A 14408-nucleotide genomic window follows, 5' to 3' on the forward strand; every position below is an offset into this window, starting at 1 on the left:
CAGTCGAGCCGCTGCGCCTGCTCGCCCCAGAAGCCGTCCGGATCGGAGATCGAGCGCGCGTACATCTCGTCGTAGCGCGCCGCGTCAACATGGGCCTCGGCCACGAAATCCTCGGACGGCGGGTGAAGGACGGGGTGCGTCATGGTGTCTCCTCCTGTGTTGCCATGCAGGATGCGTGCCGCTGCGGCGAATGCAAGGGCACATCGCGCGAAGATCGGTCACGAAGTGCGAAAGCCGGTCACGGATGCGCGGGGGCGCAGGGCAGGTTCCTGGCGGGGAAGCTCATGCGGGCACGTTCATGCAGGGAGATCCCTGCGGAGAGGTTCATGCGCGCGGGCGGCTCCCCAAAACCGTCCCGCGCGCGACCCGGCGGGTGTCCCCAATCCGCCGGGTGTTCCCAGGCGCCGCGACGGCGCTCAGATGGCGAGATACTCGGCGCGCAGTTCCTCGTTTTCAAGCACCTCGGCGGCGCTGCCGTCGAAAACGATGGATCCTGTGTCCAGAATGATCGCCCGGTCGGCAAGCTGCAGCGCGCGCACGGCGTTCTGCTCGACGAGGATCGTGGTCATGCCCTGTTCCTTGATGTGGCGCAGGGTCTTCTCGATCTCGTCAACGATCACCGGCGCCAGCCCCTCGTAGGGCTCGTCGAGCAGCAGCACCTTGATGTCGCGCGCCAAGGCACGGGCGATCGACAGCATCTGCTGCTCGCCGCCGGACAGCGTCACACCTTCTTGCTTGCGGCGCTCGCCGAGGCGCGGGAAGAGGTCGTAGAGCCGCTCGATCGACCAGCCGATCGGCGGCGCGATCTGCGCCAGCTGCAGGTTCTCCTCGACCGTCAGGCCGGGGATGATGCGCCGGTCCTCGGGCACGAGGCCGAGGCCCGCGGTCGCGGCCTCGTAGGAGCTCATCGTGTGCAGCGGCTTGTGGTCGAGCCAGATCTCGCCGCGCTGCACCTGCGGCGAGTTGAGCCGGGCGATGGAGCGCAGCGTCGTGGTCTTGCCCGCGCCGTTGCGGCCGAGCAGGGCGACGATCTCGCCCTCGTGCACGTTGAAGTTGATCCCCTGCACGATGTAGCTCTCGCCGTAGTAGGAGTGCATGTCCCACACCGACAGGAAGGCGGGGGCGGTCTCGGCCATATTGGCGTTGCGGGAAAAATCCGGTCTGACGTTCATCTGGTTCTCTCCTTACGCCGCTTCGCCGAGGTAGGCTTCGCGCACCTTGGGGTGGCCCTTGATGTTCTCGGGGGAATCCTCGACCAGCGGCGTGCCCTGGGCGAGCACGGTGATCCGGTCGGCGAGGCTGAAGACCACGTGCATGTCGTGCTCGATGATCGCCATGGTGATGTCGCGCTTCTCCTTGATCTCCTTGAGCAGGTCGATCGTGTTGTTGGTGTCGGCGCGCGCCATGCCGGCGGTGGGCTCGTCGAGCAGCAGCAGGCGCGGCTCCTGGACCAGGCACATGGCCATCTCGAGCCGCCGTTTGTCGCCGCGCGACATGGAGGCCGAGTGCATGTGCCGCTTGTCGAGCATCTTCACGTCCTCGAGCATCGCCTCGGCGCGGCTGCGCAGCTCGGCCTCGCTTTCGACCGAGCGGAAGGCATGCAGCCGGTAGGCGCCATCCCGGCGCGCGAACAGCGGGATCATCATGTTCTCCATCACCGTCAGGTCGCCGAAGATCTCGGGGGTCTGAAACACCCGCGAAATGCCCATCTGGTTGATCTCGAAGGGCTTGCGGCCGAGCACCGACTGCCCGTCGAACATCACCGACCCGGTATCCGGGATCAGCTTGCCGACGAGGCAGTTGAGCAGCGTGGACTTGCCCGCGCCGTTGGGGCCGATGATCGCGTGCACGGTGTTCTCCGCGACGCTGAGATTGACCTCGGACAGGGCCTTCAGCCCGCCGAAGCGCTTGTTGACGTCTTTGACTTCAAGAATGCCCATCTGCGCCTCCTCACTCTGCGGGTTCATGGTTGGCCTTGCGGGCGGCGCCGCTGTCTTCCGGCTTGTTCCGCTTCAGCGCCTTCGAGATGCGCTGGCCGCCTTCCACCAGCCCGCCGGGCAGGAAGATCACCACCAGCATGAACATCAGGCCCAGCGTCAGGTGCCAGCCCTTGCCCACGAAGGGATGCAGGATGGCGATGACGAAATTCTCCAGCCCGTCGGGCAGGAAGGCGAACCAGCCGTGCAGCACGCCGTCGTTGATCTTCGAGAAGATGTTCTCGAAGTACTTGATGAAGCCCGCGCCCAGCACCGGGCCGATCAGCGTGCCGGCGCCGCCGAGGATGGTCATCAGCACCACCTCGCCGCTCGCGGTCCACTGCATCCGCTCGGGGCCGGCCAGAGGGTCCATCGAGGCCATCAGGCCGCCCGCGAGCCCGGCGTACATGCCCGAGATCACGAAGACCGCGAGCGTGTAGGGGCGGGCGTTGAGGCCGGTGTAGTAGAGCCGCTGCTGGTTCGACTTGATCGCCCGCAGCATCATGCCGAAGGGCGAGCGGAAAATGCGGATCGCCACGTAGAATGCAAGGATCATGATCACCGCGCAGAGGTAGTAGCCGACCGAGAAGTTGAAGCTCCAGCCGGCGACGTCGACGGTGGTGAAGTGGCGCATCTCCAGGCCGAAGAGGTTGGTCACCGGGATGCCGCCGTCGGCGGTGGCCGAGGCGCCGAGGATGCGCGGATCGTCGAGGGTGATCTGCAGCCCGGTCTCGCCGTTGGTGATCGGGGTGAGCACCGAGTAGGCGAGGTTGTAGCTCATCTGCGCGAAGGCCAGCGTCAGGATCGAGAAGTAGATGCCCGAGCGGCGCAGGCTGACGTAGCCGATCATCACCGCGAAGAGCCCCGCCACGATCATTGACAGCACGATCGCCGGGATGACGTTCATGCTCAGCAGCTTGAACATCCACACCGCGGCATAGGAGCCCATGCCGAGGAACGCGGCGTGGCCGAAGCTGAGATAGCCGGTCAGGCCGAACAGCAGGTTGAAGCCGATGGCGAAGATGCCGAAGATCACGAAGCGCTGCATCAGGTCGGGATAGCCCGCGTTGAACTGCGCCAGCGAGCTGCCGGTGGGGAAGGGGTTGAGGATGAACGGCGCGCAGAGCGCCAGGATGATCACGACCACGAAGACGGTGGTGTCTTTCTTGCCAAGTCCGAACATGGTCTTAGTCCTCCATCACGCCCTTGCGGCCCATGAGGCCCCTCGGACGGGTCAGCAGAATGATGATGGCGACGAGGTAGATGATGATCTGGTCGATGCCGGGCAGGATCGACTTGATCTCGTTCATCGACGCGAAGCTCTCGAGCACGCCCAGAACGAAGCCCGCCAGCACCGCGCCGGGCAGCGAGCCCATGCCGCCGACGACCACCACCACGAAGCTCAGCACGAGGAAATCCATCCCCATGTGGTAGTTCGGCGAATTGATCGGCGCGTACATCACCCCCGCAAGCCCCGCCACGGCGGCGGCGAGGCCGAACATGATGGTGAAGCGGCGGTCGATGTTGATGCCGAGCAGCCCCACGGTCTCGCGGTCGGCCATGCCGGCGCGCACCACCATGCCGAAGGTGGTGAACTGCAGGAAGGCGAAGACGGCGCCGACGATCAGCGCGGCGAAGCCGAAGTAGACGAGGCGCCAGTAGGGGTAGATGATCACATTGGGATCGAAGCCCAGCAGCACGCCGAAATCGAACGAGCCGCGGAACACGTCGGGGGCGGGCGTCGGGATCGGGTTGGCGCCGTAGAAATACTTGATGATCTCCTGCAGCACGATGGCGAGGCCGAAGGTCACGAGGATCTGGTCGGCATGCGGGCGGCGGTAGAAATGCTTGATCAGCCCGCGCTCCATGATCACGCCGATGGCGATCATCACCGGGATCGAGAAGAGGATGGCCAGAGGCACCGACCAGTCGATGATCGTGGCGCCCGCGGCCTCTCCGAACCAGTCGTTGACGTAGGGCACGTCGACCTTCAGCGGGTTGCCGAGAAAGTCCTTGCGGCTCTCGTCGACCACCTGGTGCGACAGGGTCAGGATGCGGTTGAGGGTGACGGCGCAGAAGGCGCCGATCATGAACAGCGCGCCATGGGCGAAGTTGACCACCCCGAGCGTGCCGAAGATGAGGGTGAGCCCCAGCGCGATCAGCGCATAGGCCGAGCCCTTGTCGAGCCCGTTCAGGATTTGAAGAATGATTGCGTCCATGTCCCGGCCTTCAGGTCAAAGGAAGTGCGGACGTTCCCGGCGCGGGGCCGGGAACGCGGGGATGCGGCCAGGCAAACGCGACCTGGCCGGCTCCGGTGAAGGGCTCAGGCGCCCGGGTTGCAGGACCCGAGGTTGCCGCCCGCGAACATCGGGTGATCCGGGGCATATTCCACCTGCGCACGGGGGGTGACCTCGACCACTTCCAAAAGGTCGAACTCGGATTCCGGGTTCTCCTTGCCGCGCACCACCAACACGTCCTTGAAGCACTGGTGATCGTCGGCGCGGTAGAGGGTCGGGCCGTTGCCCAGCCCGTCGAACTCGAAGCCCTCGAGCGCGGCGCCCACCTCGCAGGGGTTGAAGCTGCCGGCGCGCTGCACGGCGTCGGCATAGAGCAGGGTCTGCACGTAGCAGGTGTGCGCGGCCTGGCTCGGCGGGAAGCCGTACTTGGTGCCGAAGCTCTTCACGAAGGCCTTCGAACCCTCGTCCTGCAGCGACCAGTGCCAGTTGGTCGAGCCGAAAATGCCCTTGACGTTCTCGCCGGCGCCGCGCGCCATCAGGCGCGAATAGAGCGGCACGACGATCTCGAAGTTCTTGCCGTTCACCTGCTTGTCGCGCAGGCCGAACTGCACGGCGTTGGTGAGCGAGTTCACCATGTTGCCGCCGTAGTGGTTGAGCACCAGCACGTCGGCACCGGAGTTCAGCACCGGTGCGATGTAGGACGAGAAATCGGTCTGGGCGAGCGGCGTCAGCACGTTGTTGACGGTTTCCCAGCCAAGCGCCTCGGTGGCCGCCTGAATGGATTCCTGCTGGGTCCAGCCCCAGGTGTAGTCGGCGGTCAGGTGGTAGGCCTTGCGGTCCGAGCCGTACATCTTCTCGAGCACCGGGGCGAGCGCCGCGGCGGACATGTAGGCGTTGAAGAAATGGCGGAAGCCGTTGGCCTTCTTGTCCTTGCCGGTGGTGTCGTTGGAGTGCGTGAGGCCGGCCATGAAGATCACGCCCGCCTCCTGGCACAGGCCCTGCACCGCCACGGCGACGCCCGAGGACGAGCCGCCGGAGATCATCACCGCGCCGTCCTTCTCGATCATCGATTTGGCGCTGGCGCGGGCGGCGTCGGACTTGGTCTGCGTGTCGCCGGTGACATACTCGACCTTCTTGCCGAGGATGCCGGTGCCATCCAGCGTCTTAGAGCTGAAGGTGTTGATCATGCCGCCGTCGCCGCCGCCGTTCAGGTGCTCGACCGCCAGCTCGAAGGCGCGCAGCTCGTCGGCGCCCTCATCGGCATAGGGGCCGGTCTGCGGCACGTTGAAGCCGAGGGTCACGGTGCCGCCGGTGGGCTCGTTGGTGAAGGCGGATGCGCGCGAGCTGGTGAAGATCGTCGGCAGGGCGACACCGGCTCCCGCCACGGCACCCGTTCTCAGCACGCCGCGGCGTGTCAGAGTCGATTTGGACATTGATTTCCTCCCGTTTTGAATTTGCACCGCCAGGCTCCTCTTCCCGAGGGTGCAAAACACGTTTCCGTGCAAAATCAGTATCGGGCCACGAAAGAAAATCGCGCAACAACTGCTTTTAGGTTAACGTTTTTTTTGTCAACAAATGCACAAAGTAATAGGCTAAAGTGTAAATTAGTTTATCTTGCGCCGCAGAAAGGCCTTGAAAGGGTTCAAAAACCGCATGCCCCGCGACACGCTCACTGGAAGCCGGATCCGCGAAAGACGCACGATACTAGGCCTCAAGCAGGCCGATCTTGCACGGAAAGCGGGAATTTCTGCGTCGTATCTCAACCTGATTGAGCACAATCGCCGCAGAATCGGCGGGAAATTGCTGCTCGATTTGGCGGAAATTCTCAAGGTCGAACCGTCAATGCTCACCGAGGGGGCGGAGGCGGCGCTGATTGCCTCGCTGCGCGAGGCGGCAAGCACAACCCGGGGCAGCACGGCGGAATTGGACCGGGTCGATGAATTCGCCGGGCGATTTCCCGGCTGGGCCGGGCTTTTGGCAGAGGCACGGCTGCGGATCGAAACGCTCGAGCGCAGCGTCGAAACGCTGAGCGATCGGCTGGCCCACGACCCGCAACTCGCCGAGGCGCTGCACGAGATGCTCTCGACGGTGACCGCGATCCGCTCCGCCGCGTCGATCCTCAACGAGCCCGAGGAGATCGACCCGGACTGGCAGCGCCGCTTCCACCGCAACATCCACGAGGACAGCGCCCGGCTCGCCGAGAGCAGCCGCAGCCTCGTGAGCTACCTCGAGGCCGAGGGCAAGGCGGCCAGCGAAAGCGGCACCCCGCAGGAGGAGGTGACCGCGCTCTTCGAGGCGGCGGCCTATCACTTCCCGGCGCTCGAGGCGGGGCAGGCGCCCGAGGCGGTGGCGGCGGAGCTGGAGGCGGATCTCTCGGACAGCGCCCGCGTGCTGCTCTTGCGCGCGCTGCGCACCTATGCCGAGGACTCCGCCGCGCTGCCGCTTCCGCAGGTGCTGGAGGCGGTCGCCGAGGACGGGGCCGACCCGCTGGCGCTGCTGCGCCGCTTCGGCTGCGATCCCGCCCGCGCCATGCGCCGCCTCGCCGCTCTGCCCGGCGAGGCACCCTGCGGCCCGGTCGGGCTGGCGATCTGCGACGCCTCGGGGGCGCTGACCTTCCGCAAGCCGCTGCCCGAGTTCCCGATCCCGCGCTTCGGCGCCGACTGCCCGCTCTGGCCGTTGTTTCCCGCGCTGAGCCGCCCGATGGCGGTGCTCTCGCGGCGGGTGCAGTTCGCCGGGCGGCAGGGCGGGGCGGTGCGCGCCTTTGCCGTGGCGCAGCCCGCCAGCCTGCCGCAGGCCAACCGCGATCCGATCTTCGAGGCGCACATGATGTTCACCCCCGAAGGACCGGCGCAGGGCGGCGAGGAGACCGAACTGGTCGGCGTCACCTGCCGCATCTGCGCCCGCGCGGCCTGCCCGGCCCGGCGCGAGCCCTCGCTTCTGGGTGACGCAGCGGAGCGGGGCGGCTGAGCGTGGTCTTATTTTGACAGGGCCGGAAACATTGGTGATAAAAAGACATCACGGGGGAGCTAGCCTCGGTGCCGGAAGGGGGAGTGTCCGGGGCCTTGGGGAAAGGGGTGCATGTCCAAACACGTGCTGCTGATCGAGGATGAGCCGAATATCATCGAGGCGATCAGCTTCATCCTGTCGCGCGAGGGTCTCGCGGTCGAGACCCATTCCGATGGCACCACCGCCAACGAGAAGCTGCGCGGCGCCAGCCCCGATCTGCTGATCCTCGACGTGATGCTGCCCGGCAAGAGCGGCTATGACATCCTGCGCGAGCTGCGCGCCGATCCCGCCACCGCGGCGCTGCCGGTGCTCATGCTCACCGCCCGCGGCCAGACCCGCGACCGCGAGATGGCCGAGCGCGAGGGGGTCAGCGCCTTCATGTCCAAACCCTTTGCCAATTCCGAGATGCTCGACACGGTGCGGGCGCTGCTGAACGGCGTGCCCGAAGAGGCCCCCGGCAAGCCATGAGCGAGGGCTCGCCCCGCCGCGGCACGCCGCCGGTCTTTCTCGAGCGCCAGTCCTACCGGCGCCGCCGGGTGATGGACGCGGCGCGGGTGCTGCCGTTTCTAGGCGCGCTGCTCTGGCTGGTGCCGCTGCTCTGGCAGGAGGACCCCGAGCAGGGCGTGCGCAGCTCGGCGGTGATCGTCTACCTGTTCGGCGTCTGGCTGCTGCTGGTGCTGCTGGCGGGGTTCATCGCCTCGGTGCTGGGGCGCCCGGCGCCGGGGGACGGGCTCGGCAGCGGGGGCGAGTGAGCATGCTCAACACGCTGGTCGCCGTCTGCATCGCCTACGCGCTGTTCCTTTTCGCCATCGCCTTCGCCGCCGAGCGCATCGCCGCCCACGGGCAGGCGCGCTGGCTGCGCTCGCCGGCGGTTTACACGCTGTCGCTGTCGATCTACTGCACCGCCTGGACCTTCTACGGCGCGGTCGGCTCGGCGGTGCGCAGCGGCTTCGAGTACATGGCGATCTACCTCGGCCCCTCGCTGGTGCTGGTCGGCTGGTGGTGGATTCTGCGCAAGCTGGTGCGCATCGGCCGTTCGCAGCGCATCACCTCGGTCGCCGACCTCGTGTCGTCGCGCTACGGCAAGTCCAACCTGCTGGCGGTCGGCGTGACCCTGCTCGCGGTGATCGGCACCACGCCCTATATCGCGCTGCAGCTTCAGTCGGTGACGCTGAGCTTCGAGGTCTTCTCGGCGGGCGATCTCGCCACCGGCGAGGAGACCGGCCAGACCGCGCTCTGGGTCGCCGCCGGTCTGGCGCTCTTCACGGTGATCTTCGGCACCCGCAACCTCGACGCCAACGAGCGGCACAACGGCGTGGTCATGGCCATTGCCGTCGAGGCGGTGGTGAAGCTCTTCGCGCTGCTCGCCGTCGGGGTCTTCGTGGTCTGGGGGCTGGGCGGCGGGCTGAGCGAGACGCTGGCGCGGATCGACGCCTCGGAGCTGGGCCACTGGCGCATCGACGGCGGCCGCTGGGCCGGGGTGATGCTGCTCTCGGCCGCCGCCTTCCTCTGCCTGCCGCGGATCTTCCAGGTGCTGGTGGTGGAGAACGACAACGAAACCCATCTGCGCACCGCCAGCTGGGCCTTCCCGCTCTATCTGGGCCTGATGAGCCTCTTCGTCGTGCCCATCGCGGTGATCGGCCTCGACCTGCTGCCCGAGGGGTCGAACCCCGATCTCTTCGTGCTGACCCTGCCGCTGTCGCAGGGGCAGGGCGGGCTGGCGGTGCTCTCCTTCCTCGGCGGCTTCAGCTCGGCGACCTCGATGGTCATCGTCGCGGCGATCGCGCTGTCGACCATGGTGTCGAACCACGTGGTCATGCCGCTCTGGCTGCGCTTCGCCGAACCCGGCGCCACGGTCTCCGGCGACGTGCGCGGCGTGGTGCTGCTGGCCCGCCGCCTGTCGATCATCGGCGTGGTGATGCTGGGCTATCTCTACTACCGCCTGTCGGGCGGCGGCGAGGCACTGGCGACCATCGGCTTCGTCTCCTTTGCCGGGGTCGCGCAGGTGCTGCCGGCGATGCTCGGCGGCATCTTCTGGCGCGGCGCCTCCAAGGCCGGTGCCTTCACCGGGCTGATCCTGGGCTTCGTGGTGTGGAACTACACGCTCTTCCTGCCCTCCTTCGGGCCGGGGGTGCTGATGCCCGAGGCGTGGTTCGCGGACGGCCCCTTCGGCATCGGTTTCCTGCGCCCGCAGGCGATGTTCGGCCTGTCGGAGATGGACCCGCTACTGCACGCCTTCTTCTGGTCGATGAGCGTCAACACCGCCGGCTTCATTCTCGGCTCTCTGGTCAGCTTCCCGCAGCCGCTGGAACGCCTGCAGGGCGCGCAGTTCGTCAATGTCTTCGAGCATTCCACCAGCCCGCGCAGCTGGACCGGCAACGTGGCGCAATCCGAGGACCTGATGATCATGGCGCAGCGCATCCTCGGCGCGCGCGATGCGCAGGAGCTCTTCGAGCGCGAGGCCGAGCGGCAGGGCGGTCGCGGCCCGCTGCCCGACGTGACGCCGCAGTTCCTCGAGACCCTCGAGCGCGAGCTGGCGGGCTCCGTGGGCGCGGCGACGGCCCACGCGATGGTCGGGCAGATCGTCGGCGGCATGTCGGTCTCGGTCGAGGATCTCATGGCCGTGGCCGACGAGACCGCGCAGATGATGGAATACTCCGCCCGGCTCGAGGCGCAGTCGCAGGAGCTGGCGCGCACCGCCGCGCAGCTGCGCGAGGCCAATGCCAAGCTCACCCGGCTGTCGGTGCAGAAGGACGCCTTCCTCAGCCAGATCAGCCACGAGCTGCGCACGCCGATGACCTCGATCCGCGCCTTCTCCGAGATCCTGCGCGACACCGCCGGGCTCGGCGACGCGGAGAAGACCAAATACGCCTCGATCATCCACGACGAGGCGATCCGCCTGACCCGGCTGCTCGACGACCTGCTGGACCTGTCGGTGCTGGAGAACGGGCAGGTGAACCTGAACCTGCGCGAGGGGCTGCTGTCGGACGTGCTTGACCGCGCGGTGGCCGCGGCGGCGGCGGACGAGGCCGGGCGTCGGCTGGAGATCCGCCGCGACCGCGCCGCCGAGCAGATCGTGCTGCACACCGATCTCGACCGGCTCAGCCAAGTGTTCATCAACCTCATCGCCAATGCCCGCAAGTATTGCGACGCGCCGCGCCCGCGGCTCGAGATCTCGGTGCGGGCGGGGGCGCGGCTGGCCATCGATTTCACCGACAACGGCTCGGGTGTCGCCGCCGAGGCGCAGGACGTGATCTTCGAGAAGTTCAGCCGGGTCAGCGACCAGAAGGCCGGGGGCGCGGGTCTGGGCCTCGCGATCTGCCGGCAGATCGTCACGCGGCTTGGCGGCGACATCACCTACGTGCCGGGGCGCGGCGGTGCCTCCTTCCGGGTGAGCCTGCCTGGCGATCTGGCCATCGCGGCGCAGTGATCCCGGCCTTTCCGCGCGGCGATAAAGCCGATGGTAACCAAATCCCGTCATAGATCGGTTCCGGGATTCCTCGAAAGATTGGGCCGACAGGGACGATGCCAGACGCCGCCGGACAGGCTTCCAGACAGGCCAGCGCAGGGGCCACCGCCGAGGGCAGGGAGACGCGGGGCAGCAGCGGGGCCGGCAGCCACAACGTGCTGAGCCGCAAGGCCGAGGCTGCGCGCCGCGCCTTCGAGGCGCGCGCCATGTCCCCGGCCAAGGCGCTGCGCCGGGCGCTCTCGCGCAGTGCCGACGTGCTGTGGGATCTCGCGCTCGTCGCCCATGCGGTCGAGCAGGAGCATCTCGACCAGGACGGGGTCGTCGCGCAGCTGCCGCCCGAAGCGCTGCTGCTGCTGCTCGACGGGCCGGACGGGGTGGTGGGCTTCGTCACGCTCGACCGCGATCTCGTCACCGGGCTGACCGAGGTGCAGACCATGCTGCAGGTCACCCAGATGCCCGCCGACCCGCGCCCCTTCACCGCCACCGATGCCGCGATGACCGCGCCGCTGCTCGATGGCATGCTCGAGCGTTTCGCCCGCTTCCTCGAGGATCATCCTCTGCGCCCGCAGATCGAGGGGTTCCGCTTCGGCGCCATGCTCGAGGATGCGCGCGGCGCCGGGCTGCTGCTCGACGCGCCGGGCTACATGGTCTTCCGCGCCACGCTCGATCTCGCGCTGGGGCGGCGGCGCGGCGAATTGCGGCTGTTCCTGCCCGAGCGTCCCGGCGCGCGGCGGGCGGTGCCGCCGGGCCAGCCCGGCGCGCATGAGCGGAAGATGGCGCTCCTGCCGGCGCAGATGCGCGCGGTGCTGGGGGCCCTGCGCCTGCCGCTGAAGAAGGCGGAGGCGCTGCAACCCGGCGATCTTCTGCCGCTGAGCCCCGAGATGCTGGAGGCGGTGACCCTGCACGCCGGCCCCGGCGCCGCGGTTGCGGGCGGGCGGCTCGGGCAGATCAACGGCATGCGCGCGGTGCGCCTCACCTGGCCGCATGTCGCACCGCAGGGAGAGGCGCAGGACACCCGCGGGGCGGCACGCTCCTCCGGAACCGCGCCGCCCGAGGTCGCCAAACCCGTTCCTGCCGCCGAGCCCGAGGAATTCGGCCTCGACGAGATGGCCGCCGGTCTTCCGGACCTGCCCGACCTGCCGGAGCCCTCGGCTGGGGATTTCGACTTTTCCGGAGGCTTCGAGGGCGAAAGGCCGGAAGAAGGGGCAGAAACGGAAGACAGCGCGACCACCGACTTCGATTTCGACTTCTCCGCCGCGCCGCTGGACGACGACGGCTGAACGCGCGTGCCTTGCCGGGGCTGCCGCGCGGCGCTCCCTTGCCATTTCCCGCGCGATGGCGTGATACACTGGCGCAAATCACGCTGTTCCTCCAGCCGCCGGAGTCGTCCCCATGCCGAGCCAGCCCGACCGCAAGACCCGCGTCACCACCAGTCATTGGGGCGCCTTCCAGGTGACCACCGAGGGCGGGCGCATCACCGGCACCGCACCCTTTGCCGAGGATCCCGATCCCTCGGCGATCCCCGACATCCTGCCGCAGGCCGTGCATCACCGCAGCCGCGTCGCGCGGCCCTCGATCCGCCGCGGCTGGCTCGATCGCCGCGACCGCAGCGGACGCGGCAACGACGACTTCATCGAACTGCCCTGGGACGAGGCGCTGGACATCGCCGCCGCCGAGATCGACCGCATCCGCAAGGAGCACGGCAACGAGGCCATCTTTGGCGGCTCCTACGGTTGGTCCTCCGCCGGGCGCTTCCACCACGCGCAGAGCCAGGTGCACCGCTTCCTGAACAGCATCGGCGGCTATGTCGCCTCCTTCGGCAGCTATTCCACCGGCTGCGCCCAGGCGATCATGCCGCATGTCTTCGGCGTGACCTTCCTGCGCTACCTCTACAACGAGCAGGACAGCTGGCAGACCATCGCCGAGAACACCGAAACGCTGGTGATGTTCGGAGGCATCAACAAGAAGAACGCGCAGGTCAGCATGGGCGGCATCACCCGCCACGACACGGCGAGCTGGTTCGATCGCTTCCACGCCCAGGGCATGCGCTGCGTCAACATCGGCCCGCAGCGCCGCGATGCCCCCGAGGGCTGCGAGTGGCTCCCCGTCCGCCCCGGCTCGGACACCGCGTTGATGCTGGCGTTGGCCTTCGTGCTCGAGCAGGAGGGGCTGACCGACCACGATTTCCTTGATCGCTACACCGTCGGATTCGCGCGCTTCCGTCCCTACCTCATGGGCGAAAGCGACGGCCTGCCCAAGACCCCGGAATGGGCCAGCCCGATCTGTGGTGTCGACCCCGACACCCTCCGCGCGCTGGCGCGGCGCATGGCCAGCACCCGCACGCTGATCACCGTCGCCTGGTCGCTGCAGCGTGCCGAGCATGGCGAGCAGCCCTACTGGATGTCGGCGGTGCTGGCGGCGATGCTGGGGCAGATCGGCCTGCCGGGCGGCGGCGTCGGTTACGGCTACGGCGCCATCGGTGGCATCGGCAAGTCGATGAAATCGCTGCGCGGGGTGACGCTGGACCAGTTGCAGAACCCGGTCGGCACTTTCATCCCCGTGGCGCGGATCGCCGACATGCTGGCCAATCCCGGCGAACCTTACGACTTCAATGGCCGGCGCGAGCCCTATCCCGACATCCGCCTGGTCTACTGGGCGGGCGGTAACCCGTTCCACCACCACCAGGACCTCAACCGCCTGTCCGAGGCCTGGAAATGCCCCGAGACGGTGATCGTCAACGAGCCGTGGTGGACCGCCACCGCCAAGCGCGCCGACATCGTCTTCCCGGCCACCACCAGCTACGAGCGCGAGGACATCGGCCGCACCGATCTCGACGAGTATCTGTTTAACATGCCGGCGCTGATCGACCCGGTGGGCGAGGCGCGCGACGACTACGACATCTTCGCCGGGCTTGCCGAGCGCCTCGGCGCGGGCGAGGTGTTCACCGAAGGGCGCAGCAGCGAGGACTGGCTGCGGCAGCTCTACGAGGAGTACCGCACGCGCGGCGCCGAGGCGGGCATCGAAGTTCCGGGCTATGACGCGTTGCGCGCGCAGAACTGGGTCAAACTGCCCATCGTGCAGGAGCCGCCGCTGCCCTCCTTCCTCGCCCGTTTCCGCGCCGACCCCGAGGGCAAGGCGCTGAACACCCCTTCGGGCCGGATCGAGATCTTCTCCGAGACGGTCGACGGCTTCGGCTATGCGGACTGCCCCGGCCACCCGGCCTGGCTGGCGCCAACCGAATGGCTCGGCGCGGCCACGCCGCAGACCCCGCTGCACCTGGTCTCGCCGCAGCCCGGCGACAAGCTGCACAGCCAGCTCGAGAGCGCGCTGGCCGATCAGCCCGATGCCCGCCCCGAGCGGTTGCTGATCCACCCCGAGGATGCCCGCCCGCGCGGCATCGCCTCGGGCGATCTGGTGCTGGTGCGCAATGCCCGCGGCGCGGCCCGGGCGCGGGCCGTGGTGACCGAGGACATCCGCCTCGGCGTCGTCGCCCTGCCGACCGGCGCCTGGTACGGCGATCCGTCCGAGAACATCGACCCGCATGGCAACCCCAACGTGCTGACCCGCGACAAGGGCACCTCGTCGCTGGGGCAGGGGTGCTCGGCCCATACCACGCTGGTCGAGGTCGGCCCTCTGAGCTGACGGCGCCGGCCAGCCGCCATCGCCGATTTGCGAAAGCGACGCTTCGGGTTACCTTTCCGTGAACGCCCCCGAAACGGG

The 14408-nt window shown here is 68.0% G+C and carries 12 protein-coding genes; 6 read left to right on the forward strand and 6 right to left on the reverse strand.

Going from position 1 to position 14408, the window contains the following annotated elements:
- The 6 genes from LC039_RS00005 to LC039_RS00030 form a co-directional block, all read right to left on the reverse strand.
- On the reverse strand, nucleotides 1-143 hold a 143-nt coding region (locus LC039_RS00005; protein WP_226621166.1), incomplete at its 3' end, for an acetyl-coenzyme A synthetase N-terminal domain-containing protein.
- A gap of 273 nt (nucleotides 144-416) precedes the next feature.
- Complete coding sequence (locus LC039_RS00010; protein ID WP_226621012.1) at nucleotides 417-1172, reverse strand: ABC transporter ATP-binding protein; 756 nt, start codon at nucleotides 1170-1172, stop codon at nucleotides 417-419.
- A gap of 12 nt (nucleotides 1173-1184) precedes the next feature.
- Nucleotides 1185-1940 carry an ABC transporter ATP-binding protein gene (locus LC039_RS00015; RefSeq protein WP_226621167.1) on the reverse strand — a complete coding sequence of 252 codons (756 nt, stop codon included), beginning with the start codon at nucleotides 1938-1940 and terminating at the stop codon, nucleotides 1185-1187.
- Nucleotides 1941-1950: 10 nt separating this feature from the next.
- On the reverse strand, nucleotides 1951-3159 hold the full coding sequence (locus LC039_RS00020) for a branched-chain amino acid ABC transporter permease (RefSeq protein WP_226621013.1): 1209 nt from the start codon (nucleotides 3157-3159) through the stop codon (nucleotides 1951-1953).
- 4 nt (nucleotides 3160-3163) lie between these two features.
- Nucleotides 3164-4195, reverse strand: a complete 1032-nt coding sequence (locus LC039_RS00025; RefSeq protein ID WP_226621014.1) for a branched-chain amino acid ABC transporter permease — start codon at nucleotides 4193-4195, stop codon at nucleotides 3164-3166.
- 104 nt (nucleotides 4196-4299) lie between these two features.
- A complete protein-coding gene (locus LC039_RS00030; RefSeq protein WP_226621015.1) occupies nucleotides 4300-5646 on the reverse strand; it encodes a substrate-binding protein in 1347 nt (448 codons plus the stop codon).
- Between the two features lie 220 nt (nucleotides 5647-5866).
- Between LC039_RS00030 and LC039_RS00035 the strand changes: the two genes are divergently transcribed.
- The 6 genes from LC039_RS00035 to LC039_RS00060 all read left to right on the forward strand — a co-directional run bounded on the left by LC039_RS00035 (nucleotide 5867) and on the right by LC039_RS00060 (nucleotide 14330).
- On the forward strand, nucleotides 5867-7180 hold the full coding sequence (locus tag LC039_RS00035; RefSeq protein WP_226621016.1) for a helix-turn-helix domain-containing protein: 1314 nt from the start codon (nucleotides 5867-5869) through the stop codon (nucleotides 7178-7180).
- Between the two features lie 111 nt (nucleotides 7181-7291).
- Nucleotides 7292-7687 carry a response regulator transcription factor gene (locus tag LC039_RS00040; RefSeq protein ID WP_226621017.1) on the forward strand — a complete coding sequence of 132 codons (396 nt, stop codon included), beginning with the start codon at nucleotides 7292-7294 and terminating at the stop codon, nucleotides 7685-7687.
- Entirely contained in the window at nucleotides 7684-7971 is a 288-nt protein-coding gene (locus LC039_RS00045; protein ID WP_226621018.1) for a hypothetical protein, read from the forward strand. The genes LC039_RS00040 and LC039_RS00045 overlap by 4 nt, the downstream gene beginning before the upstream one ends.
- Nucleotides 7968-10649 carry an ATP-binding protein gene (locus LC039_RS00050; RefSeq protein WP_226621019.1) on the forward strand — a complete coding sequence of 894 codons (2682 nt, stop codon included), beginning with the start codon at nucleotides 7968-7970 and terminating at the stop codon, nucleotides 10647-10649. The genes LC039_RS00045 and LC039_RS00050 overlap by 4 nt, the downstream gene beginning before the upstream one ends.
- 95 nt (nucleotides 10650-10744) lie before the next feature.
- Nucleotides 10745-11968 carry a FliM/FliN family flagellar motor switch protein gene (locus LC039_RS00055; RefSeq protein ID WP_226621020.1) on the forward strand — a complete coding sequence of 408 codons (1224 nt, stop codon included), beginning with the start codon at nucleotides 10745-10747 and terminating at the stop codon, nucleotides 11966-11968.
- A gap of 112 nt (nucleotides 11969-12080) precedes the next feature.
- Nucleotides 12081-14330: a molybdopterin-dependent oxidoreductase gene (locus LC039_RS00060; protein WP_226621021.1), complete on the forward strand. Its 2250-nt coding sequence runs from the start codon at nucleotides 12081-12083 to the stop codon at nucleotides 14328-14330.
- Nucleotides 14331-14408 lie beyond the last annotated feature (78 nt).

Origin of the sequence: Alloyangia pacifica (assembly GCF_020524285.1) — a bacterium.
GTDB lineage: Bacteria > Pseudomonadota > Alphaproteobacteria > Rhodobacterales > Rhodobacteraceae > Salipiger > Salipiger pacificus_B.